Genomic DNA, 23139 nt, shown 5'->3' on the forward strand with positions numbered 1-23139 from the left:
GTTGATAGGCCGGATATGGAAGCACGGTAACGTGTGGAGTTGACCGGTACTAATAGGCCGAGGGCTTGTCCTCAGTTGCTCGCGTCCACTGTGTTGGTTCTGAAACCACGAACAGCCCCACGCTGCCACGCGTGGTGCGGCTGACAGTTTCATAGTGTTTCGGTGGTTTTAGCGTTAGGGAAACGCCCGGTTACATTCCGAACCCGGAAGCTAAGCCTTTCAGCGCCGATGGTACTGCAGGGGGGACCCTGTGGGAGAGTAGGACGCCGCCGAACAATTTTTGGGAAAACCCCCGCATCTTCGGATGCGGGGGTTTTCTGCGTTTCAGGGCCCCTTTCCGGGGCTCACTGCCTCCTATACTCCTGGCGTGTCTGATACGTCGTCGCTCTTCCACGTTTCGTCCGTACTCAATCGGCAGTCGATCGCGCAGCATGGCCTGGATTGGACCCGGATGGGCGCCGCACGGGGAATCGCCGGCAGCCGCCGCCCCGAGGTGGAGGGGATCTTCGTCTGTCGGGGCGAGGAGGACGCGGAGTTCTTCCTTCAGATCAACAACACGGGTGGGCCGGTTGATCTCTGGTCCGTGGACGGCATCGATGAGGGGTTGCTCCTCGACAACGGCAACGGATTCGTCTACCTGCCCGGCCGCATACCAGCCGCGCGAGTCCGCCTGGTGCGATCAGACGTTCCTCCGCAGCCTGGTTTTTGACTTCGCGCGGCACTACGGCTGGGAGCAGACCCACGCGGGGGGTTTTGTTAGAGGCGTCCGGCTGCCTTCAAGGCCAAGTACGCGTCCGCCACTGCCGGCGCCAAGTCGTCCGGTGTGGCGTCGACGACCGTGACGCCGTGGCGGCGGAGTTGCTCCGCGGTGCGGTGGCGTTCCGACTGGGCCTGGGCGGCTGCGGCGGCCTCGTAGACGGCGTCCACATGTCCCCGGGCCTTGGCCATTTCGCTGATGTGCGGGTCCGCCACCGAGGCCAGCAGGACCGTATGGCGCTGGGTCAGCTGCGAGAGGACCGGGAGCAGGCCCTCTTCGACGGGGGCCGCGTCCAAGGTCGTGAACAGGACGATCAGAGAGCGGCGGGGGGACGTGCGCAGGGCGGTGGCCGTCAGGCCCCGGGCGTTCGTTTCGACGAGCTCCGGCTCGAGCGTGGCCATCGCGTCGACCAGAGCGGGAAGCACATCGCCTGCCGTGCGGCCTTGGACGAGGGCGCGGACTTTCCGGTCGTAGGCGAGGAGGTCCACTCGGTCGCCGGCGCGGGAGGCGAGGGCTGCGAGGAGGAGGGCCGCGTCCATCGAGGCGTCGAGGCGGGGTGCGTCGCCCACGCGGCCGGCCGAGGTGCGGCCGGTGTCCAGGACCAACAGGATGTGGCGGTCGCGCTCGGGGCGCCACGTGCGTACGGCGACCGAGGTCTGGCGGGCTGTGGCGCGCCAGTCGATGGAACGGGTGTCGTCGCCGGGGACGTACTCGCGCAGGCTGTCGAACTCCGTGCCCTCGCCGCGGGTGAGGACGCTGGTGCGGCCGTCCAGTTCGCGCAGGCGGGCCAGCTTCGAGGGCAGGTGCTTGCGGCTGGTGAACGGGGGCAGGACGCGTACCGTCCACGGGGCCCTGTGGGTGCCCTGGCGGGAGAAGAGACCGAGGGGGCCGTAGGAGCGGATCGTGACGCGGTCGGCCTGGCGGTCGCCTCGGCGGGTGGGGCTCAGGCGGGTGGTCACGCGGCGGCGTTCGCCCGGGGGGACCGTGAGGCGGTGGCGGGAGGCCGTAGTCTCCGTGCCTGGCCGCCAGCTGCTGGGCGGCCAGGCGTCGCGGAGACGGGCGCGCAGGGGGCGGCGGGACGGGTTGGTGACGGTGAGGATCACGTCCGCCGTCTCGCCGAGGCGCACGGATGTGTCGCCGGAGCGGGTCAGACCCAGTCGGCGTACGGGGGCGGCCAGGGCGAAATCGCAGGCGCAGGCCACGGCCAGGGGAGCGTTGACCGCCACGATGCCCGCCCAGCTGGGCTCCCAGATGCCGACGGGGAGGGAGCCCAGGGCCGCGAGGAGGGCGGCGCGTCCGGTGAGTGCCATCAGCGGGGGACGGGGACGTGGGCGAGGATCGCGTTGATCACGGAGTCGGCCGTCACGCCTTCCATCTCGGCCTCCGGGCGCAGTTGGACGCGGTGCCGGAGGGTGGGGAGGGCGAGTGCCTTCACGTCGTCGGGGATGACGTAGTCGCGGCCGGTCAGCCAGGCCCAGGCGCGGGCCGTGGCCAGAAGGGCCGTGGCGCCTCGGGGGGAGACGCCGAGGGTGAGGGACGGCGACTCGCGGGTGGCGCGGCAGATGTCGACGACGTAGGCGGTGATCTCGGGGGAGACGGTCGTCTTGGCGACCGCGGCACGGGCCGCTTCCAGGTCGGCGGGACCCGCTACGGGGCGTACGCCGGCGGCGTGGAGGTCGCGTGGGTTGAAGCCCTCGGCGTGGCGGGTGAGGACGTCGATCTCGTCCTGGCGGGAGGGGAGGGGGATGGTCAGTTTGAGGAGGAAGCGGTCTAGCTGGGCTTCCGGGAGGGGGTAGGTGCCCTCGTACTCGACCGGGTTCTGGGTCGCGGCGACCAGGAACGGGTCGGGGAGGAGGCGGGGGGTGCCGTCGACGGTGACCTGGCGTTCCTCCATGGCTTCCAGGAGGGACGACTGGGTCTTGGGGGGCGTGCGGTTGATCTCGTCGGCGAGGAGGAGGTTGGTGAAGACCGGGCCGGGCTGGAAGGAGAACTCGGCGCTGCGGGTGTCGTAGACCAGGGAGCCGGTGACGTCGCTGGGCATCAGGTCGGGGGTGAACTGGACGCGTTTGGTGTCGAGTTCGAGGGCGGAGGCGAGGGCGCGGACCAGGAGGGTCTTGGCGACGCCGGGGACGCCTTCGAGGAGGACGTGGCCGCGGCAGAGCAGGGCGACGACGAGGCCGGTGACGGCGGGGTCCTGGCCGACCACGGCCTTGGCGATCTCGGCGCGCAGGGCCTCCAGGGCGTCTCGGGCGGTGCCCGGGGCCTCGGTGTTCCCGGCGTTGTCAGTGGTCGGGTCCATCATGGACGGCGTACCTCTCTTTCGAGGGCGTCGAGTCGGTCGGCGAGTGCGATGAGTGCTGCGTCGTCGCTGGGCGGTGGTCCGAAGAGGAGGGCGTGCAGGTCCTGGCCGTCGCCGTGGAGATGGGCGGACAGGGCGGGGAGCAGGGCCTCGGGCGTGTGCGCCTGGGTGACGGGGACGCCTGTGAGGGGGGCGAGGCGGGTGCGGGTGGTGGAGCGAAGAGCGTTGGCCGCGCGCTCGCGGGCGTCGGTCTTGCGGTAGAGGCGGGCGCGGCCTTCGGCGGTTTCGGAGGCGCGGATCGCGACGGGGAGTTTTTCGGGCACGAGGGGGCCGAGTCGGCGTGCCCGCCAGAGGGCGGCCAGGGCTGCGGCGATGAAGAGCTGCAGGGTGCCCCAGAGCCAGCCCGAGGGGAGCAGGTCGAAGAAGCCGCGTTCGTCGTCGGGGCCGGTGGCCGACGCGTCGGAGAGCGAGGGGAGGTACCAGACCAGATGGGGGCGCGAGCCGAGGAGTTGCAGGGCGAGCGAGGCGTTGCCCTGCTCGTCGAGGCGGTCGTTGAGGAGGATGTCGGGCGCGCCGAGGGCGATGGTGTCGCCGTCCCCGCGCTGGTCCGGGATGCGCAGCAGGGTGGCCAGGCGCTCGCTGGGGTAGCACGCGTCGGCGCCGAGGTCGGTGGTGGAGTAGCGGACGCCGCCCGTTTCGGCGGTGCCGGCGCGCCGGGCGGCGGGCAGGGCGCAGTCGGGGGCGAGTGTCGAGTCGAGGCTGGTGGCGGGGTCGGCGGTGACACCGGGGGCGAGCCGTTCGATGGAGGCGCTGCCGGCGGCGACCAGGACCGTGCGGCCGTGGGATCCGGCGAACGCCTTGTGCAAACGGATCTGTTGACGGGGGGTCAGCAGGTCGGGTGTGGCGACCAGGAGGGTGGTGTCCGGGCCGGCCGCGGCGGCCGCTTCGTCGAGGGTGGTGACCACGCGGGTGTCCACGTCCCGGTCCGCGAGGAGTTCGGCGACGGCGCGGCTGCCGTAGGGATCGGCGGAGCGCGGGTCGAGTTCGCCGTGGCGGGCGTCGGAGCGGATGGCGGCGATGGCGACCGCTCCCGCGAGGAGCACCACGAGGGCGAGGGCGATGCCGCGCGCGCGGGTCCACACCTGGCGGGCGGTGGGCGAGGCCGAGGTGGACGTGAGGGTGGCCCCGGTGGTCATTCGGCGGCTCCCTGGTGGGCGTGGGGGGCCGTGGCGGCGCTGCTCGTCGCGAGCTGGGGTTTGGTGCGTTCCAGGTCGCGGTCGAGTTCGGCGATCCGGTGGTACGACTGCTCGGTCGCCGAGCGGCCGCCGTATGTGACGTCGTCGAAGTCGCGGGCCGCGGTGCGCAGTCGGTCGGTGTGGGCGGGCAGGGCGCGGCCGGCTTCGGCCGCGGCTTCGTCGGCGGTGCGGCCGGGGCGGACGTCGAGGAGGGCGCGTTCCTCGAGGTCGCGGACGAGGGCCCGCATGCGTTCCTGGACGGCCTGGCTCCAGTGGCCCTGGGCGGCGTGCGCCTCGGCGGCGGCGCGGTGGTCGGCGGCGCTGCGGGGGCGGTCGTCGAACAGGGCTGCGGACGAGGTGGGTTGGCGGCGTGGGGTGCCCAGGCGCCACCACAGGGCGGCCAGGACCGCGACGACGGCCAGGACGATGACGAGCAGGCCGAGTGTGCCGCCGGGGGTGGCGTCCGAGGCGGCGTTGAGGAGTTTGCCGAGCCACTCCCAGAAGGCGTCGAGTGCGCGCTGGAAGAGGCTGGGGTCGTTCTCGTGGTACATCCGCTTGGACAGCTCGCGCCGGGCCGCCTCGCGCGCGGGGTCGCGCGGGATGGTGAGGGGTGGCTCGTCCGCGGAGCGGGCCGATGACAGGACCGAGGTGTCACCGGCGCTCAGCAGCGTCCGTATGCCGGCGCGTGGCAGCGCCGTGGTGAGAAGTTCCCCCGCCCGGCTCACCGCATCAGCTCCCCGGGGTGGTGCCGGGGGCGGTGGAGCCGTAGCTCTGCACACCGGCGGCGCGGGCCAGTTCGAGGTCGAGGGCCTCGCGGCGGATGCGCTGGTCGATGTAGAGGAGCACGGTGACGCCCGCCGTGATCGGGAACGTGATCATGGAGCCGATCACCGAACCGATGCCGCTGATGATGAGGAACGTCCAGCCCAGGCCGCCGGCGCCGGTGTCGAGCCAGCCGGTGAGGCCGTCGCCGCTGAGGGCCGCGGCGAGGAGGGTGAAGGGGATGACGATGATCGAGGCGACGACGCTCGCGATGAGCGTGGCGAGCAGCTGGATGCCGAAGATCCGCCACCAGGTGCCCTGGACGAGCTTCGCGGAGCGGCTCATGGCCTTCTTGATGCCCTGCTTCTCCAGCATGAGGGCGGGAGAGGCGAGGGAGAAGCGGATCATCAGCCAGAGGGCGACGATGCCGGCGCCGATGACGCCCAGGACGGTCAGTCCGACGCCTGCTCCGCCGTTCACGGCGACGCCGACGAGGATGCCGGGCAGGGTGCCCACGGTGACGACGCCGGCGGTGATGAGCAGCAACAGGCAGATGAGGCCGAAGAGTTTGAGGACCTGAGGGCGGGCGTCCCGCCAGGCCTCGCCGAGGGCCACCGGCTTGCCGAGTACGGCGCGGCTGGTGACGGTGGTGAGCAGGGCGGTCGCGATGACGGTGCCGACCAGGGAGATCACGAAGACGACGGTGGAGCTGAGCATGGCGTCGCCCATGGCGCGGCTCAGTTCGCTGAGGTCGGCGCTGGGGTCGTTGAGGGCTTCGGTGCTGGTGTCGTCCAGGACCAGGCCCTGGAACAGGACGACGATGACCTCGGTGAGGACGGCGACGGTGAGCGAGATGCCCAGGACCGTGCGCCAGTAGGTGCGCATGGTGGAGACCGCGCCGTCGAGGATCTCGCCCACGCCGAGCGGGCGGAGCGGGATGACGCCCGGCTTTGCGGCGGGCGGGGGGCCGCCCCAGCCGCTTCCCCAGCCGCCGTGGCCTCCGGGGGCGCGGTAGCCGCCGTAACCGCCGGGGCCTGCGGGGCCGTGGCCGCCGGGGGGCTGGTTGCCCCAGCCCGGGCCGGGCGGCGGGGGCGGGGGTGCCTGGCCGGGGGCGGTCGGGCCGCTGGGGGCGGACCACTGGGCAGGAGGTGGCTGTTCCTTGGACCAGTGCGGGCCCGGGCTCTGCGGGGCCTGGTCCGGCTGGTCCGCGGGCTGGGCGGGGCCGGGGCGGTCGGCGGGCTCAGCAGGGCCGGACTGGTCCGGCTTCGGGCCGTCGGACGGGGCGGATCCGGGCGAGGCCCAGCCCGGAGTGTCGTTCATCGTCGCTCCTTCACGGTGCCCGTCCGCGGTCGCGGTGGCAGGTTGGCAGCCATCGTGCCATGGGGTGGTCTTGGAGTGACCGGCCGCGGTATGGGCTGCGTACCTTCAATTGTCCGCTCGATAGGGGGCAGACTGACGGCATGGCTGATCAGTACGCGCACAGCGGCGATGACAAGCGGCCGACCGAGATCCCGGCGATCCGCTGGGAAGAGCCACCGGAGGGCCCCGTTCTGGTCCTGCTGGACCAGACGAGGCTTCCGGCCGAGGAGGTCGAACTGGTCTGTACGGATGCGTCCGCGCTCGTCGAGGCGATCCGCTCGCTGGCGGTGCGGGGGGCGCCGCTGCTCGGCATCGCGGGGGCGTACGGTGTCGCGCTCGCCGCCGTGCGGGGTTTCGACGTGGATGAGGCGGCGGCCGCGCTGGCGGGTGCCCGGCCCACCGCGGTGAACCTGGCCGTGGGTGTGCGCCGGGCGCGGTCTGCGCACGAGGCGGCGCTCGCCAAGGGCGGTGACGTCCGGCAGGCGGCCGCGGCGGCGCTGGCCGCGGCGCGGCAGCTGCACCGGGAGGACGCCGAGGCCAGCGGCCGGATGGCCGAGCACGGGCTGGCGCTGCTCGACGAGCTGCTGCCCGGTGGCGGGCATCGGATCCTCACCCACTGCAACACCGGTTCGCTGGTGTCGGGTGGCGAGGGGACGGCGTTCGCGGTGGCGCTCGCGGCGCACCGGACGGGGCGGCTGCGGCGGCTGTGGGTGGACGAGACGCGGCCGTTGCTGCAGGGCGCTCGGCTGACGGCGTACGAGGCGGCTCGCAGCGGGATGGCGTACACGCTGCTCACCGACAACGCGGCGGGGTCGCTGTTCGCTGCGGGCGAGGTGGACGCGGTGCTGATCGGGGCGGACCGCATCACGGCGGACGGTTCGGTGGCGAACAAGGTCGGGAGCTATCCGCTGGCGGTGCTGGCGCGGTACCACCATGTGCCGTTCATCGTGGTGGCCCCGGTGACGACGGTGGATCTGGACACGGCGGACGGGGCGTCCGTCGAGGTGGAGCAGCGTCCCGGGCACGAGGTGACCGAGGTGACGGCGCCCCAGGTGCCGGTGGCCGGCACGGAGGCGGGCGGGGGGATTCCGGTGGCCCCGCTGGGGACGCAGGCGTACAACCCGGCGTTCGACGTGACTCCGGCCGAGCTGGTGACGGCGATCGTCACGGAGGAGGGTGCCGTTTCACCTGTGACGGCTGAGGCACTCGCGGAGGTGTGTGCGCGCTCCCGAGGAGTGGCCGCGGGCTGAGCGGGCGCTCAGGGGTCACGGAGGGTGTGCGGGGCGGAAAGGGCTCCGGCACCCTTTTCCCCGCGTCCGGGCCCGGACGCGGAGCGGGCGGCGACCGGGGTCTGATCATCCGCGGCCGGGCGAGGGCAGACAGTAGCGCTTGCTGCGACTATGGTCACTGGCCGGGTGACTACCTCACCACTGCCTTCACCACTGTTATGAGAATGGGATGATGTCGTTTATGAAGGGACGAGTCCTTGTCGTCGACGACGACACCGCACTGGCCGAGATGCTCGGCATTGTGCTGCGTGGTGAGGGTTTCGAGCCGTCGTTCGTGGCCGACGGTGACAAGGCGCTGGCCGCGTTCCGTGAGGCCAAGCCCGATCTGGTGCTGCTCGATCTGATGCTGCCCGGCCGGGACGGCATCGAGGTGTGCCGTCTGATCCGGGCGGAGTCGGGCGTGCCGATCGTGATGCTGACGGCGAAGAGCGACACCGTCGACGTGGTCGTGGGCCTGGAATCGGGTGCCGACGACTACATCGTGAAGCCGTTCAAGCCGAAGGAGCTGGTGGCCCGGATCCGGGCGCGGCTCAGGAGGTCGGAGGAGCCCGCTCCGGAGCAGCTCGCCATCGGTGACCTGGTCATCGACGTGGCGGGGCACTCCGTGAAGCGGGAGGGTCAGTCGATCGCGCTGACGCCGCTGGAGTTCGACCTGCTGGTCGCGCTCGCGCGCAAGCCGTGGCAGGTGTTCACGCGCGAGGTGCTGCTCGAGCAGGTCTGGGGCTATCGGCACGCGGCGGACACGCGGCTGGTCAACGTCCATGTGCAGCGGCTGCGCTCCAAGGTCGAGAAGGATCCGGAGAAGCCGGAGATCGTGGTGACCGTCCGTGGCGTCGGGTACAAGGCAGGGCCGAGCTGACATGTCCGGCGACAGTGCCGCTTCGGCGCCCGGCCGGTCCGGGGCCCGCCCGGAGCGGCCTGTCGGGCGGAAGAGGTCCGGCTCCCGCTGGGGGCGGTTCCTGGAGAGCGGGCTGCTGCTCCAGGGCGGAATGCAGGGCAGCCCGGTCATCCGCCTGTTCATGCGGTGGGTGCGCCGGCCGCTGCTGCCCGTCATGCGGCTGTGGCGGCGCAACATCCAGCTCAAGGTCGTCGTCACGACCCTGCTGATGTCGCTGGGCGTGGTGCTGCTGCTGGGTTTCGTCGTCATCGGGCAGGTGCGCAACGGCCTGCTGGACGCCAAGGTGAAGGCGTCCCAGAGCCAGGCCACGGGCGGGTTCGCGGTGGCCAAGCAGCGGGCCGACGAGGCGGCGAGCGGCACGGGCGACGATGTCGCCACGGCGGACGGCCGGCCCGCGCAGAACGTCATCCAGTGGATGAGCGACCTCGTGTCGTCCCTGTCCAGCGGCGGTCAGGGCGCCTTCGACGTGGTCACGCTCCCGGCCTCCGACGCGGACGGCACCGGCGGGCGCGGACCGCGTGCCTCGGGCGAGGTGAACTGGAGCAAGAGCGTGCCCGCCGACCTGCGTGAGCGGATCGGCAGCAATACGACGGCCGCGCAGAGCTACACGCGCATCGTCTACAACAACGAGGCCCAGGACTCCCAGCCGGGCCTTGTCATCGGCAAGCAGGTCAACGACCCCAACGGCGAGCCGTACCAGCTGTACTACCTCTTCCCGCTGACCCAGGAGGAGAAGTCGCTGAGCCTGGTCAAGGGCACGCTGGCGACGGCCGGGCTGTTCGTCGTCGTCCTGCTCGGGGCCATCGCGTGGCTCGTCGTGCGGCAGGTCGTCACGCCGGTGCGGATGGCGGCCGGGATCGCCGAGCGGCTGTCGGCCGGGCGGCTCCAGGAACGTATGAAGGTCACCGGCGAGGACGACATCGCGCGGCTCGGTGAGGCCTTCAACAAGATGGCGCAGAACCTGCAGTTGAAGATCAGCCAGCTGGAGGACCTGTCGCGGATGCAGCGCCGGTTCGTGTCGGACGTGTCGCACGAGCTGCGTACGCCGCTGACGACCGTACGGATGGCCGCTGACGTCATCCATGAGGCGCGGGAGGACTTCGACCCGATCACCGCGCGGTCGGCGGAGCTGCTGGCCGACCAGCTGGACCGGTTCGAGTCGCTGCTCGCGGACCTGCTGGAGATCAGCCGGTTCGACGCGGGCGCCGCGGCGCTCGAGGCGGAGCCGATAGACCTCAGGGACGTCGTACGGCGGGTGGTCAGCGGGGCCGAACCGCTGGCCGAGCGCAAGGGCACCCGGATCCGGATCCGCGGTGACCAGCAGCCGGTCGTGGCGGAGGCCGATGCCCGGCGCGTGGAGCGCGTGCTGCGCAATCTCGTCGTCAACGCCGTCGAGCACGGCGAGGGCAGGGACGTCGTCGTCAAGCTCGCCGCGGCGGGCGGTGCGGTCGCGGTGGCGGTACGGGACTACGGGGTCGGGCTCAAGCCGGGTGAGGCGACCCGTGTGTTCAGCCGCTTCTGGCGGGCCGACCCGGCACGCGCGCGTACCACGGGTGGTACGGGTCTGGGGCTGTCCATCGCCCTGGAGGACGCGCGGCTGCACGGCGGCTGGCTGCAGGCGTGGGGCGAGCCGGGCGGCGGCTCGCAGTTCCGGCTGACGCTGCCCAGGACGGCCGACGAGCCGCTGCGGGGCTCCCCGATACCGCTGGAGCCCAAGGACTCCCGGCGCAACCGGGGTCTCGACGACGCCGGACTGCCGTCCGGCGGGGACGGCGAGAAGCGGGCGACCGTACCGGCGCAGCCGGTGAGCGGACCGGTGCAGCAGGGGTCGAAGCGGGACCCGATACCCCCGCGTGTCGCTCCGACGGCGGACCCGACGGCACTGCCGGGCAACGGTTCGCGCGTGGTGCCCAGGCCCGCCTCGGGCACGCGACCGCCCGACGAAGCGGCGGAGGCGGAGCAGTCGGGCACCGGCGCGGGCCCGAGCGGCCGGGAGGGGACCGGGCGCGACGGGGATGCCGGCGGCCGGACCGGGCGGGACCCGGCGCCGAACGGGCCGCGGGACGAGGACAACGGCTCCGCGGGCCCTGGTGGCCGGGAGGCCGAGCGGGGGGACGTGGACAGGGAAGGGGAGGCATCTCGTGGGCGCTGACCGCGACGGGCGCGGCCGGCACAGGCCCGCGCGCGTGATGGCGTACGCCGCCGGTGGCGTCCTGGTGCTGGCGGGGTGTGCCTCGATGCCGGACAGCGGGGATCTGAGGGGCGTGGAGTCCACCCCCCGCCAGGAGACGCAGGTGCGGGTGTTCGCCGTGCCGCCGGGGGAGGACGCGCCGCCCTCGGAGATCGTGCAGGGCTTCCTGGAGGCGCTCACCAGCGACGATCCGCATTACAAGACCGCTCGTCAGTACCTGACAGGCCAGGCCGCGAAGACATGGCGGCCCGAGGCGTCCGCCACGGTGCTGACCGACGGGCCGGGCGCCAAGCCCGAGGCGGGGGGCGGCGGGGAGGCCACCGGCGAGATCTCGTACCTGCTGACCGGCACGAAGGTCGCCACCGTCGACGCGCAGCAGGCGTACGCACCGGCCACCGGGGCGTACGGCAGGAGCGTGCACCTGACGCAGGACGCCAAGCGGCAGTGGCGCATCGACGCGTTGCCGCAGGGCGTCGTCATGGGCGAGTCGGACTTCCAGCGCAACTACATGTCCGTCAGCAAGTACTTCTTCGCTTCGAACACCTCCGCCACCGGGTCGAACGCGCAGCCCACCGCGGTCGCCGACCCCGTCTACGTGCGCCGGCGCGTGGAGCCCATGACGCAGGTGGTGAGCTCCCTGCTCAAGGGGCCCACGCGGTGGCTCGGGCCGGTGGTCAGGTCGAGCTTCCCCACCGGTACGGCCCTGGCGAAGGACGCCGACACGCTGACGCCGGACGACCGGAACATGCTGACGGTCCCGCTCAACGACAAGGCCGCGGGCATCGGAGCGAACCGGTGCGAGGAGATGGCCGCCCAGATCCTGCTCACGCTGCGGAACCTCAGCCCGGCAGTTGACGAGGTGGGGCTGCGGGCCGGCGGGTCGGAGCTGTGCACGCTCACCCAGAGCGAGGCCGACGCGACTGCGACCAGGAGCTCGGCGCGACACCCCGACTACCTGTACTTGGTGGACGGCGAGCACCGGCTCGTACGGATCCCCGCGGGCAACAGCGGCACGAAGCCGGACCCGGCGCCCGGAGCGCTCGGCGAGGGCGAGACGGCGCTGCGGTCCGTGGCGGTCTCGCGTGACGAGCACACCGCGGCCGGGGTCAGCCTCGACGGCAAGTCGCTGTACGTGGGATCGCTGGTCTCGGGCGGTTCCCTGGGCGAGCCGGTGCTGCGCAGTCAGGGCCGTGCCGAGAAGGACCGGCTGACGACCCCGAGCTGGGACGCGGACGACGGCTTGTGGGTGGCCGACCGCGACCCCGACCATCCCCGTCTGGTCCTCTTCCAGGAGGGCAAGGGCGACCCGGTGGAGGTGCGCATGCCGAACCTGGGCGGACGGATCCAGTCCGTGCGGGTGGCCGCCGACGGGGTGCGGATCGCGCTGGTCGTGGAGAAGGGCGGCAAGAAGACCCTGCTCGTGGGGCTGATCGAGCGGGACGAGAGGCCGGGCGCGAAGCCCGCCGTCAGCGTGGCCGAACTGCGCTCCGCGACACCGGAGTTGGAGGAGGTCACCACCATGTCGTGGGCCGGGGACAGCCGGCTCGTGGTGGTCGGGCGCGAGCACGGCGGGGTGGAGCAGATGCGGTACGTCCAGGTCGACGGCTCCACGCCGGACGTCCCGGCCCCCGCGGCCCTGACCGGGGTCAAGGAGGTCACCGCCGCCGAGGACGACCAGCTGCCGCTGGTGGCGTACTCGGTGGACGGCATCGTCCGGCTGCCGTCGGGTGAGCAGTGGCAGAAGGTGACGGAGGGGACGGCGCCGGTCTATCCGGGGTGAGGCGTGGCCGCTCCGGTGGGAGGCGTGACCGGAGTGTGGGCGGCCGCTGCTGACGAGGTCGGTCTCGTCGGGGGCGGCCGTCGGCGTGTCCGGGGTCGCTTGTGCCTCTGAGGGGGACGCCCGTACCCGGTTTGTCGATGGCGGCCCTCTGACCGGGCCCGTGTGTGATTCCTGAGGGTTGTCACTCGTGTGGGGGACGCGCAGGTGGCCGGGCGGTTGGTTGTCCACAGGCGGTTGTCCACAGGGGTGGCGGGGCTGGGCCCGTGTCGGCACAGTGGTGGCCATGCGGGGGTGGTGGCAGGACCTCACCGACCTGGTGCTGCCGGGCGAGTGCGGGGGCTGCGGGGCGCTTCGTACGGTGCTGTGCGCGCGGTGCCGTGCGGTGCTGAGCACGGGAGCGGTGCATCGGGTGCGGCCGGTGCCGGAGCCGCCCGGGCTGCCGTGGGTGTACGCGGCTGCGCGGTACGCGGACGAGGCCCGGGCGGCGCTGCTGGCCCACAAGGAGCGGGGTGCCCTGGCGCTCGCGGGGCCGCTCGGGGTGGCGCTGGCGGGAGCCGTGCACGCCGGGCTCCGGGACGTCCCTGTTTCGGCCGGGGCCGGGGTGGTGCGGTCCCGGGGCGGCAGGGTTCCCGTACTGCTCGTGCCGGTGCCGTCGGGGAGGCGGGCCGTGCGGGCCCGGGGGCATGATCCGGCGCGGCGGATCGCGCTCGCGGCGGCGGGTGAGTTGCGGCGGAGGGGGCTTCCGGCCCGGGTGGCCGGTGTGCTGCGGCAGCGACGCGCCGTGGCCGACCAGTCGGGGCTCAACTCCCGGCAGCGACTGGCCAATCTCGCCGGCGCGCTGGCGGTGGCGCCGGGAGGTGCCCGGCTGCTGCGCGCGGGGCCGGTCGTCCTCGTCGACGACGTGATGACCACGGGGGCGTCCCTCGCGGAGGCCGCACGCGCCGTCCGGGCGGCCTCGCGTGATTCTCGGACGCCGCCCGGGGTGACGGGGCCGATTTGGAACGATGCAGGAACTTCGGCCGTGTACGGGGGAGAGACCTGGGAAAGCAGAGAGGAACAGAACGTCGGATCAAGGCGGGAGAGGACGGGCCGGCGGCCCGCCCGGCAGGTGAACGCGGGCGTGGCCGACGCCGACGGTGTCGTCGACGTGGCGTGCGCGGCGGTGGTCGCGGCCTCACCGGACTCTTTCGAAATAAACCGGAACTGATTGAGATCTTGTGTCGTTGCAGGTAACGAGAGGGCCTTTTCACCTGAACGGAGGTACGCCGCAGTAGAGGGTGACGACATCCGGCCGGGCGAGATATGTTCGGTTGAGAGGGAAAGCCGCAGGCCACACCTCTTCAATCCGAATGCCGTACTGCGGGTTTTTTCATCACTCGCGGCGGTGGAGTGGAGATCTCGCTCTCGGGGGAGGAGGTGGAAGTCACCGCGAGTCCGAGGTTCCGGGACTCACCGGAGCCTGGTGCAAAAGGGAGACGCTCCGCATCGAAGCGGAGCGATCCGGGAACGGAGTTCTGCGTGGACATCGTCGTCAAGGGCCGCAAGACCGAGGTGCCCGAGCGGTTCCGGAAGCACGTGGCCGAGAAGCTGAAGCTGGAGAAGATCCAGAAGCTCGATGGCAAGGTGATCAGCCTCGACGTCGAGGTGTCCAAGGAGCCCAACCCCCGGCAGGCCGACCGCTGTGACCGAGTGGAGATCACGCTCCGCTCCCGCGGCCCGGTGATCCGGGCGGAGGCAGCGGCGAGCGATCCGTACGCGGCGCTCGACCTGGCGGCGGAAAAGCTGGAAGCCCGGCTGCGCAGGCAGCACGACAAGCGGTACTCGCGCCGTGGTGCGCGCCGGATCCCGGCCGCCGAGGTCGCCGACCACGTCCCGGGTGTGGCGACGCTCAACGGAAACGGTCTGGTGCCGGCTTCCGAGGAGGAGCCCGAGGCCGTACCCACGAAGAAGATCGGCTCGCTGGAAGTGCAGGGTGACGGCCCCATCGTCGTCCGTGAGAAGACGCACGTCGCAGCCCCCATGACCCTCGACCAGGCTCTCTACGAGATGGAGCTGGTCGGGCACGACTTCTATCTGTTCGTCGACTCCGAGACCAAGGAACCGAGTGTCGTCTACCGACGGCACGCCTACGACTACGGCGTGATCCACCTCAGCACGGACACGATGGTCACACAGGCGCACTCTCCCGACGCGGGCGGTGCGCTCGGCGGCTGACCATGCCGGGTGACAGCGGAACAGGTGCCCCTGGAGCGCGTGTGCGCCCCCAGGGGCACCTCCGTGCGACCACTTCGCGCCCCGCTCGGGCACCCCGGTGCCGTCCAGGCATGAAATCATGGTGGCCACGGCCCAACCGGTGGGTCGCTGCTCTGGGTTGGCGATGGCTCAGGACCTCAGGCCACAGCCTTCAGGGGGAGGAACGATGGCGGACAGCTTCGGACCGATGCGTGACGGGGATGCCCACGACGGCGTCGTCGGCATGGGCCCGGACTCGGGGACTCCACGCAAGGAACCGATCAGAGTCCTCGTGGTGGACGACCACGCCTTGTTCCGTCGTGGCCTTGAGATCGTGCTCGCGGCCGAGGAGGACATCCAGGTCGTCGGAGAGGCGGGCGACGGCGCCGAGGCCGTGGAGAAGGCCGCCGACCTGCTGCCCGACATCATCCTGATGGACGTGCGGATGCCCAAGCGGGGCGGGATCGAGGCGTGCACCTCCATCAAGGAGGTGGCACCCAGCGCAAAGATCATCATGCTGACGATCAGCGACGAGGAAGCCGATCTCTACGACGCCATCAAGGCGGGCGCGACCGGCTATCTCCTCAAGGAGATCTCCACGGACGAGGTGGCCACCGCCATCCGTGCGGTGGCCGACGGGCAGTCGCAGATCAGTCCGTCCATGGCGTCGAAACTCCTCACCGAGTTCAAGTCGATGATCCAGCGCACGGACGAACGGCGGCTGGTGCCCGCACCGCGTCTGACCGACCGTGAACTCGAAGTTCTCAAGCTCGTCGCCACGGGGATGAACAACCGGGACATCGCCAAGGAGTTGTTCATCTCCGAGAACACCGTGAAGAACCACGTCCGCAACATCCTGGAGAAGCTGCAACTGCACTCCAGGATGGAAGCGGTGGTGTACGCGATGCGGGAGAAGATCCTCGAAATCCGCTAGCCGGTCTCAGCCGAAAGTACGGACGAGTTCCTTTGCCAGGGGCTCGCGCAGGTCCGGGGTGTCGACCCGTTCCACACGGACGTCCGTGCAGTCCACCCAGGTCGCCGCCTCCGCCAGGGCCTGGGCGACGGCCGGGACCGCCTTGGGGCCGCCGAGCGTGACCTGCTTGGCCACCAGTGTGCGGCCCTCGCGGGCCGGGTCCACGCGGCCGACGAGACGCCCCCCGGCCAGCACCGGCATCGCGAAGTAGCCGTACACACGCTTCTGTTTGGGGACGTAGGCCTCCAGGCGGTGTGTGAAGCCGAAGATCCGCTCCGTGCGCGCCCGCTCCCAGATCAGCGAGTCGAAGGGCGACAGGAGCGTGGTGCGGTGGCGGCCGCGCGGGGGCGTCTCCAGGGCCGCGGGATCTGCCCAGGCGGGCTTGCCCCAGCCCTCGACGTCGACGGGGACCAGGCCCGAATCGGCGATCACCGCGTCGACCTGCTCGCCCTTGAGGCGGTGGTAGTCGGCGATGTCCGCGCGCGTGCCCACCCCCAGGGAGCGGCCGGCCAGGCGGACCAGGCGGCGCAGGCACTCGGTGTCGTCCAGCTCGTCGTGCAGCAGCTCCTCGGGAACGGCGCGCTCGGCGAGGTCGTAGACGCGCTTCCAGCCGCGGCGCTCCACGCAGACCACCTCGCCGTACATCAGGGCGCGTTCGACGGCGACCTTGGAGCCGGACCAGTCCCACCAGTCGTTCGTCTTCTTCGCGCCGCCCAGCTCCGTCGCCGTGAGGGGGCCTTCGGAGCGGAGCTGCTTGATGACCTGGTCGTAGACGCCGTCGGGAAGATCGTGGTTCCAGTGCGGGCGGTTGCGGTAGGCGCGGCGGCGGAAGGCGAAGTGGGGCCACTCCTCGATGGGCAGGATGCACGCGGCGTGCGACCAGTACTCGAAGGAGTGCGTGTCCCGCCAGTAGGCGTCCTCCACCGTCTTCCGGCCCACCGCGCCCAGGCGCGCGTACGGAACGAGTTCGTGGGAGCGGGCCAGGACCGAAATGGTGTCGAGCTGTATCGCGCCCAGGTGGCGGAGGATGCCGCGGACGCCGGCGCGGCGGTCGGGCACACCGAGGAAGCCCTGGGCGCGCAGCGCGATCCTGCGGGCCTCGTCGGCGGAGAGCTCTGCGGCGGGGGGCGGGGTGGTCATGGTCGCAGCGTAGGGGGTGGGACTGACAAGGAGGTGTGACCTGCGGATTCGCCCGGGCGGCCGGGGGTCAGCGCGCCGGCAGGTACGGGGCCGTCGACGGGAGGCCCAGGTCCGAGGGGAGCAGGGAACCCACCCAGGTGTCCTGGCGTACTCCCTTGTTGTTCGTGGCGGAGCGCAGCGTGCCCTCGATCGTGAAGCCCGCTCGTTCCGCCACCGCGCGGGAAGCCCGGTTGCCCACGGTCGCCCGCCATTCGACGCGGTCGAGCGCGGCATGGGTGAAGGACCAGCGGCAGACGGTGAGAGCCGCCTCGGTGACATAGCCGTTGGCGCGGTGCTGCTTCGCGGCCCAGAAGCCGATCTCCCCCATGCCCAGGGCGCGCATCGTGATGCCGGTCATGCCCGCCAGTTCTCCGGAGTGCAGGAAGACGCCGAAGGTGAACATGGAGCCGTCCGCCCAGCCGTCCGGGACGAGTTGTTCCGTGAAGCTCCGGGCGTGCTCGCGCAGGTAGGGCGAGGGGATCGTGGTCCAGCGCTGGATGTCGGGGTCCTGGCAGGCGTCGTACACCGCGTCGGTGTCCTGCGGGCCCACCGTGCGCAGCAGGAGGCGGTCCGTGGTGAGGGTGACGGGGTCCATCGGCCGATTCTGCTCGGCGGCGGGCCACAGTGCTATCTGTTTCGCTCTCGGTGAGGCGGCGATCACGCTTTGTGTCATTCGGTGGGGAGGTGCGGCACTATCCGGGGGTGCCGCACGTTGTCCCCTTTGAAGCAGACGTGAATCAGAATCGAAGCAGCGGACGGTCGCCGTCACGGCAGGCCCTCCCGGCGCGGTGGGGTCCTCGCATACGATGGCCGTTGCTCAGTAAGTCAAGTGGTAACCGACCGTCCCAGGCCCGACCGGCAAGGAGACCAACCCCCGTGTCCGTCCTCTCGAAGATCATGCGTGCAGGCGAAGGCAAGATCCTGCGCAAGCTGCACCGCATCGCGGACCAGGTCAACTCCATCGAAGAGGACTTCGTCGACCTCTCCGACGCCGAGCTGCGCGCTCTCACCGATGAGTACAAGCAGCGCTACGCCGACGGCGAGACCCTGGACGACCTGCTGCCCGAGGCGTTCGCCACCGTCCGCGAGGCCGCCAAGCGCGTCCTCGGCCAGCGTCACTACGACGTGCAGATGATGGGTGGCGCGGCCCTGCACATGGGGTACGTGGCCGAGATGAAGACCGGTGAGGGCAAGACCCTCGTCGGCACGCTGCCGGCGTATCTGAACGCGCTGTCCGGCAAGGGCGTCCACATCATCACGGTCAACGACTACCTGGCCGAGCGCGACTCCGAGATGATGGGCCGCGTCCACCGGTTCCTGGGGCTCGAGGTCGGCTGCATCCTCGCCAACATGACGCCGGCTCAGCGCCGCGAGCAGTACGCCTGCGACATCACGTACGGCACGAACAACGAGTTCGGCTTCGACTACCTGCGCGACAACATGGCGTGGTCCCAGGACGAGCTCGTCCAGCGCGGCCACAACTTCGCCATCGTCGACGAGGTCGACTCCATCCTCATCGACGAGGCCCGTACGCCGCTGATCATCTCCGGCCCGGCCGACCAGGCCACCAAGTGGTACGGGGACTTCGCCAAGCTGGTGAAGCGCCTGAAGCGCGGTGAGGCCGGCCAGCCGCTCAAGGGCATCGAGGAGACCGGCGACTACGACGTCGACGAGAAGAAGCGCACGGTCGCCATCCACGAGTCCGGTGTCGCCAAGGTCGAGGACTGGCTGGGCATCGACAACCTCTACGAGTCGGTGAACACCCCGCTGGTGGGCTACCTGAACAACGCCATCAAGGCCAAGGAGCTCTTCAAGAAGGACAAGGACTACGTCATCATCGACGACGAGGTCATGATCGTCGACGAGCACACCGGACGTATCCTCGCGGGCCGCCGCTACAACGAGGGCATGCACCAGGCGATCGAGGCCAAGGAAGCGGTGCCGATCAAGGACGAGAACCAGACGCTCGCCACGATCACCCTCCAGAACTTCTTCCGCCTCTACAAGCGCCACGACCACAACGAGAAGGAACAGCCCGGCCTCTGCGGCATGACCGGTACGGCCATGACCGAGGCCGCGGAGTTCCACCAGATCTACAAGCTCGGCGTGGTGCCCATCCCGACGAACCGGCCGATGGTCCGCAAGGACCAGTCGGACCTGATCTACCGGACCGAGGTCGCCAAGTTCGAGGCGGTCGTCGACGACATCGAGGAGAAGCACCGCAAGGGCCAGCCGATCCTCGTCGGCACGACCTCCGTCGAGAAGTCCGAGTACCTCTCGCAGCAGCTCAGCAAGCGCGGCATCCAGCACGAGGTGCTCAACGCCAAGCAGCACGACCGGGAGGCGACGATCGTCGCCCAGGCCGGCCGCAAGGGCGCCGTCACCGTGGCCACCAACATGGCCGGCCGTGGTACGGACATCAAGCTCGGCGGCAGCCCGGACGACCTCGCCGAAGCGGAGCTGCGCCAGCGCGGCCTCGACCCCGAGGAGCACATCGAGGAGTGGGCGCACGCCCTGCCCGAGGCGCTCGAGCGGGCCGAGAAGGCCGTCCAGAACGAGAAGGACGAGGTCGAGAAGCTCGGCGGGCTCTACGTGCTGGGCACCGAGCGGCACGAGTCGCGGCGCATCGACAACCAGCTGCGCGGTCGTTCCGGCCGACAGGGCGACCCGGGCGAGTCCCGCTTCTACCTCTCCCTCGGCGATGACCTGATGCGGCTGTTCAAGGCCCAGATGGTCGAGCGCGTGATGTCGATGGCGAACGTCCCCGACGACGTGCCGATCGAGAACAAGATGGTCACGCGCGCGATCGCCTCCGCCCAGTCGCAGGTCGAGCAGCAGAACTTCGAGACCCGTAAGAACGTCCTGAAGTACGACGAGGTCCTCAACCGCCAGCGCGAGGTCATCTACGGCGAGCGGCGCCGCGTCCTGGAGGGCGAGGACCTGCACGAGCAGGTGCAGCACTTCATGGACGACACCATCGACGCCTACGTCCAGGCCGAGACCGCCGAGGGCTTCCCCGAGGACTGGGACCTCGACCGGCTGTGGGGCGCCTTCAAGCAGCTCTACCCGTGCAACGTCACCGTCGAGGAGCTGGAGGAGGCGGCCGGTGACCGCGCCGGGCTGACCGCCGAGTTCATCGGCGACTCCATCAAGGACGACATCCACGACCAGTACGCGGCGCGTGAGGCGCAGCTCGGCTCCGAGATCATGCGTGAGCTGGAGCGCCGGGTCGTGCTGTCGGTCCTGGACCGCAAGTGGCGCGAGCACCTCTACGAGATGGACTACCTCCAGGAGGGCATCGGTCTGCGCGCCATGGCGCAGAAGGACCCGCTGGTCGAGTACCAGCGCGAGGGCTTCGACATGTTCACCGCCATGATGGAGGGCATCAAGGAGGAGTCCGTCGGCTACCTGTTCAACCTGGAGGTCCAGGTCGAGCAGCAGGTCGAGGAGGTCCCGGTCGAGGACACCAAGCCGGTGGCCGACCTGGAGAAGCACGACGCGGTGCCGGCGCAGGCGGGTTCCCGTCCGGAGATCCGTGCCAAGGGGCTCGACGTCCCGCAGCGGCGCAACCTCCACTTCTCCGCGCCGACGGTCGACGGCGAGGGCGGCACCATCGAGGGCGACTTCAACGAGGACGGCGAGCCGGTGCGTTCGGAGGCCGATGGCCTGACGCGTGCGGAGCGGCGCAAGCAGGCGCGGGGCCGGGGGCGTCGCAAGAAGTGACGGTTGCCGCGTAGCGGATCGAGGGGCCGGGCACCTGCGGGTGTCCGGCCCTTCGTCATGGGCGGGTCTGCGCGGTGCCCGACGTGCAAGCATCTGCTCTCGGGCCTCGACAGGCCGCAGTCGGTGGGTTTTCGGGGCCTCGACGGGCTCAGTCGGCCTCCGGGCGGGGTGGCCGGGGGCCACCGAGTTCCACCGCCGTGCAGCGCCAGCGGAGGTCCTGGCCGAGTTCCAGGCGGAAGGCCATGGCGCGCAGCCGGTCGCCCGCGCCGATGCGGGCGAAGGCTTCGATGGCACCCGGCCGGGGTTCGTACCAGCCGATGTCGCGGACGACGGGGCGGGCGCCGCGGGTGCGCAGGGGGCCCCGTTCGGCCAGCCAGGCCAGCTCGTCGTAAGCGCGGCCGCGGGTGTGGCGGAGCATCGAGTGGACGGGGCGGTGGCCGCTCAGGACGGCGACGAGGAGGTCGGCGAAGACGTCGGTGGGCAGCAGCTGGGGGACCGTCGCGTGACGTGAGCCCTGGGCGGGGACGCGGGGGGCGGTCTCGGTGGGGGCGGTGGCGTTCGGGCCGGCCGGGGAGCCGGCCGCTTCCGGGGTCCGGCGCGGGGCCGTGCGGGTCGCGGAGAAGGACGGTGGGCGCGTGTCCGCGGGGCGGGTGCGGGAAGCCCTGGCGCGGGCGGAGGCCGGCGGACGACCGCCCGCAGCCGGAGGCCGGGTCCGTCCGCTGCCGGGGGAGCGCGGAGGCGCGGAGCCGCCGGGCAGGGGCGGTGCGGAGCCGGTGCGGACCGGGGCGCTGGGGGCGGCGTACCCGGGTGTGCGGGGCGCGGGGCTCACCTGCGGGCGGGGTGTCGGCGTGGCCGGGCGGTGGTGGGTCCTGGTCATGACCTTGTGCATGGGGGGCACCGTTTCGCGAGCCCGGTGAGTACCGGGGAGTAACTTCGGGTTGGTGATCTTGTACGGGGTGGACCGGCACCACGGCAAGGAAGCGCGGATCGGGTGGCGGGCGCCGAGAAGTTCACCTATCCGGGTGATGCCAGGGCGCGGGGCCCTTGGATACCGGGGATGTCCCGGGTGAATTCCGGGCCGCGGGTGGACGCTTCCGGCGTCATGGGGCGGAGCTCGAAAGGGGACGCCCCGCACGTATCCTGAAGACCTTCCGGAGCCGTGCCGAGACCTCCGACCGCGACCACCACGACCACGAAAGCGGCCAGCCATGCGTGTCTACGTGCCCCTGTCCCTCCCCGGCCTCGCCGAGGCGTACAAAACGGGTGAGCTGGGAAGCGGGCCGTTCGTCGCCTACGCCGTGACGCCGGGGCTGCGCGAGTGGTACGCCTCCGACGACATCGAGGAACTGGAGTACGCGGCGCTCGGCCGGGCCGCGCTGGCCTCGCTGCGCCTGCTGGCGGCCGAGCCCGGGGCGCCGCGCCGCCGGGTCGTGATCGCCGTGGACGTCGCCGACCGGGCCGCGAGCGCGGACGGCCGGGAGGCGCCGGGGGAGGTGCGGGTCGCGGGCCCGGTGCCGCTCGGCAAGGCGGCGTCGGTGCACGTCGACGCGAGGGACGCGGAGGCCGATGTGACGGCGGCCGCCGAGGCGCTGCCGGCGGCGGACGGCGGGGACGACGACGCACAGTCCGTCGTGGACGGGGCGGAGGACCACGAGCTGCTGTGGTTCGCCACCCAGGAGATCGCGAACCTGGTGGGGCACGGGGACTGAACCCGTCGCCGGGGGCGCGTCGATGCGCCGCTCTCTTGATTGTCAGTGGGGACGGGTACGTTTTCGGGCATGGGGATGAAGACGGGCGCGCACATCGTCTGGGACTGGAACGGGACGCTGTTCCACGACAACGACGCGATCATCGGAGCGACGAACGCGGCCTTCGCCGAGCTGGGCCTCGAGCCGCTGACGCTGGAGAAATACCGGGAGCTGTACTGCGTACCGGTGCCGAAGTTCTACGAGCGGCTGATGGGGCGGCTGCCGACCGATGCCGAGTGGGAGGCCATGGACGACGTCTTCCACCGGTACTACTCCGAGCACCGGACGGCGTGCGGGCTGACGGTGGGGGCCGTGGAGCTGCTGGCCGGATGGCGCTCGGCGGGCCGCAGCCAGTCGATCCTGAGCATGTACGTGCATGAGGAGCTGGTTCCGCTGGTGCGCGGGTTCGGCATCGAGCCGCACTTCATACGGGTGGACGGGCGGACCGGGCCGTCGGGGGGCAGCAAGGCCGAGCACATGGTGCGCCACCTGGCGTCGCTGAGCGGGGTGGCGCCGGAGCGGACCGTGGTGATCGGGGATGCCGCGGACGACGCGGTGGCGGCGCTGCACGTCGGGGCCCGGGCCGTGCTGTACACCGGCGGATCGCACAGCAGAGTGAGTCTGGAAACCGTCGGCGTTCCTGTCGTGGACACGCTGGAGGAAGCGGTCGCGGAGGCGGAGCGGCTCGCCGCGTGACCTGCCTTCCCGACCGGA

The 23139-nt window shown here is 71.3% G+C and carries 19 protein-coding genes and 1 rRNA gene; 12 read left to right on the forward strand and 8 right to left on the reverse strand.

What is annotated here, in order from left to right:
- Positions 1 to 158: 158 nt before the first annotated feature.
- Both rrf and ABTX60_RS17220 read left to right on the forward strand, forming a co-directional pair.
- A 5S ribosomal RNA gene (rrf, locus tag ABTX60_RS17215) occupies positions 159 to 275 on the forward strand.
- Between the two features lie 92 nt (positions 276 to 367).
- A complete protein-coding gene (locus tag ABTX60_RS17220) occupies positions 368 to 709 on the forward strand; it encodes a hypothetical protein (protein ID WP_352097870.1) in 342 nt (113 codons plus the stop codon).
- Between the two features lie 47 nt (positions 710 to 756).
- Here ABTX60_RS17220 and ABTX60_RS17225 read toward each other — a convergent pair whose 3' ends face one another.
- From ABTX60_RS17225 to ABTX60_RS17245, 5 genes are read right to left on the reverse strand one after another with little or no spacing between them, the layout of a single operon-like run.
- Complete coding sequence (locus tag ABTX60_RS17225; RefSeq protein WP_352097871.1) at positions 757 to 2067, reverse strand: DUF58 domain-containing protein; 1311 nt, start codon at positions 2065 to 2067, stop codon at positions 757 to 759.
- Positions 2067 to 3056: an AAA family ATPase gene (locus ABTX60_RS17230; RefSeq protein WP_352098091.1), complete on the reverse strand. Its 990-nt coding sequence runs from the start codon at positions 3054 to 3056 to the stop codon at positions 2067 to 2069. Before ABTX60_RS17230 ends, ABTX60_RS17225 begins: the two co-directional genes overlap by 1 nt.
- Entirely contained in the window at positions 3056 to 4252 is a 1197-nt protein-coding gene (locus tag ABTX60_RS17235; RefSeq protein WP_352097872.1) for a DUF4350 domain-containing protein, read from the reverse strand. The genes ABTX60_RS17230 and ABTX60_RS17235 overlap by 1 nt, the downstream gene beginning before the upstream one ends.
- Complete coding sequence (locus ABTX60_RS17240; RefSeq protein WP_352097873.1) at positions 4249 to 5016, reverse strand: DUF4129 domain-containing protein; 768 nt, start codon at positions 5014 to 5016, stop codon at positions 4249 to 4251. Before ABTX60_RS17240 ends, ABTX60_RS17235 begins: the two co-directional genes overlap by 4 nt.
- 4 nt (positions 5017 to 5020) lie before the next feature.
- Positions 5021 to 6373, reverse strand: a complete 1353-nt coding sequence (locus tag ABTX60_RS17245; protein WP_352097874.1) for a DUF7847 domain-containing protein — start codon at positions 6371 to 6373, stop codon at positions 5021 to 5023.
- A gap of 140 nt (positions 6374 to 6513) precedes the next feature.
- On the opposite strand from ABTX60_RS17245, the gene mtnA reads away from it, so the two are divergent.
- From mtnA to ABTX60_RS17280, 7 genes are all read left to right on the forward strand, one after another.
- The gene (gene mtnA, locus ABTX60_RS17250; protein ID WP_352097875.1) at positions 6514 to 7662 is read left to right on the forward strand and encodes an S-methyl-5-thioribose-1-phosphate isomerase; all 1149 of its coding nucleotides are present in this window, start codon (positions 6514 to 6516) and stop codon (positions 7660 to 7662) included.
- A 208-nt stretch (positions 7663 to 7870) separates the two neighbouring features.
- Entirely contained in the window at positions 7871 to 8560 is a 690-nt protein-coding gene (gene mtrA / locus ABTX60_RS17255; RefSeq protein WP_193478414.1) for a two-component system response regulator MtrA, read from the forward strand.
- 1 nt (position 8561) lies between these two features.
- Positions 8562 to 10751, forward strand: coding sequence for an MtrAB system histidine kinase MtrB (gene mtrB, locus ABTX60_RS17260; RefSeq protein WP_352097876.1), 2190 nt, complete (start codon positions 8562 to 8564; stop codon positions 10749 to 10751).
- Positions 10741 to 12570 carry an LpqB family beta-propeller domain-containing protein gene (locus ABTX60_RS17265; RefSeq protein WP_352097877.1) on the forward strand — a complete coding sequence of 610 codons (1830 nt, stop codon included), beginning with the start codon at positions 10741 to 10743 and terminating at the stop codon, positions 12568 to 12570. The genes mtrB and ABTX60_RS17265 overlap by 11 nt, the downstream gene beginning before the upstream one ends.
- 283 nt (positions 12571 to 12853) lie before the next feature.
- Complete coding sequence (locus tag ABTX60_RS17270) at positions 12854 to 13777, forward strand: ComF family protein (RefSeq protein ID WP_352097878.1); 924 nt, start codon at positions 12854 to 12856, stop codon at positions 13775 to 13777.
- 311 nt (positions 13778 to 14088) lie between these two features.
- Positions 14089 to 14784: a ribosome hibernation-promoting factor, HPF/YfiA family gene (gene hpf, locus ABTX60_RS17275; RefSeq protein WP_033308245.1), complete on the forward strand. Its 696-nt coding sequence runs from the start codon at positions 14089 to 14091 to the stop codon at positions 14782 to 14784.
- A gap of 205 nt (positions 14785 to 14989) precedes the next feature.
- Complete coding sequence (locus ABTX60_RS17280) at positions 14990 to 15736, forward strand: response regulator (RefSeq protein ID WP_352097879.1); 747 nt, start codon at positions 14990 to 14992, stop codon at positions 15734 to 15736.
- A gap of 6 nt (positions 15737 to 15742) precedes the next feature.
- Here the strand turns inward: ABTX60_RS17280 and ABTX60_RS17285 are convergent, their stop codons facing one another.
- Together ABTX60_RS17285 and ABTX60_RS17290 are read right to left on the reverse strand one after the other, a co-directional pair.
- Positions 15743 to 16915, reverse strand: coding sequence for a winged helix-turn-helix domain-containing protein (locus ABTX60_RS17285; RefSeq protein WP_352097880.1), 1173 nt, complete (start codon positions 16913 to 16915; stop codon positions 15743 to 15745).
- Positions 16916 to 16982: 67 nt separating this feature from the next.
- Entirely contained in the window at positions 16983 to 17549 is a 567-nt protein-coding gene (locus ABTX60_RS17290) for a GNAT family N-acetyltransferase (protein WP_352097881.1), read from the reverse strand.
- A gap of 281 nt (positions 17550 to 17830) precedes the next feature.
- Between ABTX60_RS17290 and secA the strand changes: the two genes are divergently transcribed.
- A complete protein-coding gene (gene secA / locus ABTX60_RS17295; RefSeq protein WP_352097882.1) occupies positions 17831 to 20677 on the forward strand; it encodes a preprotein translocase subunit SecA in 2847 nt (948 codons plus the stop codon).
- Between the two features lie 148 nt (positions 20678 to 20825).
- Here secA and ABTX60_RS17300 read toward each other — a convergent pair whose 3' ends face one another.
- Positions 20826 to 21566 (reverse strand): Rv3235 family protein, encoded by a 741-nt coding sequence (locus tag ABTX60_RS17300; protein ID WP_352097883.1) that lies wholly within the window; start codon positions 21564 to 21566, stop codon positions 20826 to 20828.
- A gap of 319 nt (positions 21567 to 21885) precedes the next feature.
- On the opposite strand from ABTX60_RS17300, the gene ABTX60_RS17305 reads away from it, so the two are divergent.
- Both ABTX60_RS17305 and ABTX60_RS17310 read left to right on the forward strand, forming a co-directional pair.
- Positions 21886 to 22386 carry a DUF6912 family protein gene (locus tag ABTX60_RS17305; RefSeq protein ID WP_352097884.1) on the forward strand — a complete coding sequence of 167 codons (501 nt, stop codon included), beginning with the start codon at positions 21886 to 21888 and terminating at the stop codon, positions 22384 to 22386.
- A gap of 69 nt (positions 22387 to 22455) precedes the next feature.
- The gene (locus tag ABTX60_RS17310) at positions 22456 to 23121 is read left to right on the forward strand and encodes an HAD family hydrolase (RefSeq protein WP_352097885.1); all 666 of its coding nucleotides are present in this window, start codon (positions 22456 to 22458) and stop codon (positions 23119 to 23121) included.
- Positions 23122 to 23139 lie beyond the last annotated feature (18 nt).

This window comes from Streptomyces sp. NPDC126510, from assembly GCF_040302345.1.
In the GTDB taxonomy this organism is placed as follows: domain Bacteria; phylum Actinomycetota; class Actinomycetes; order Streptomycetales; family Streptomycetaceae; genus Streptomyces.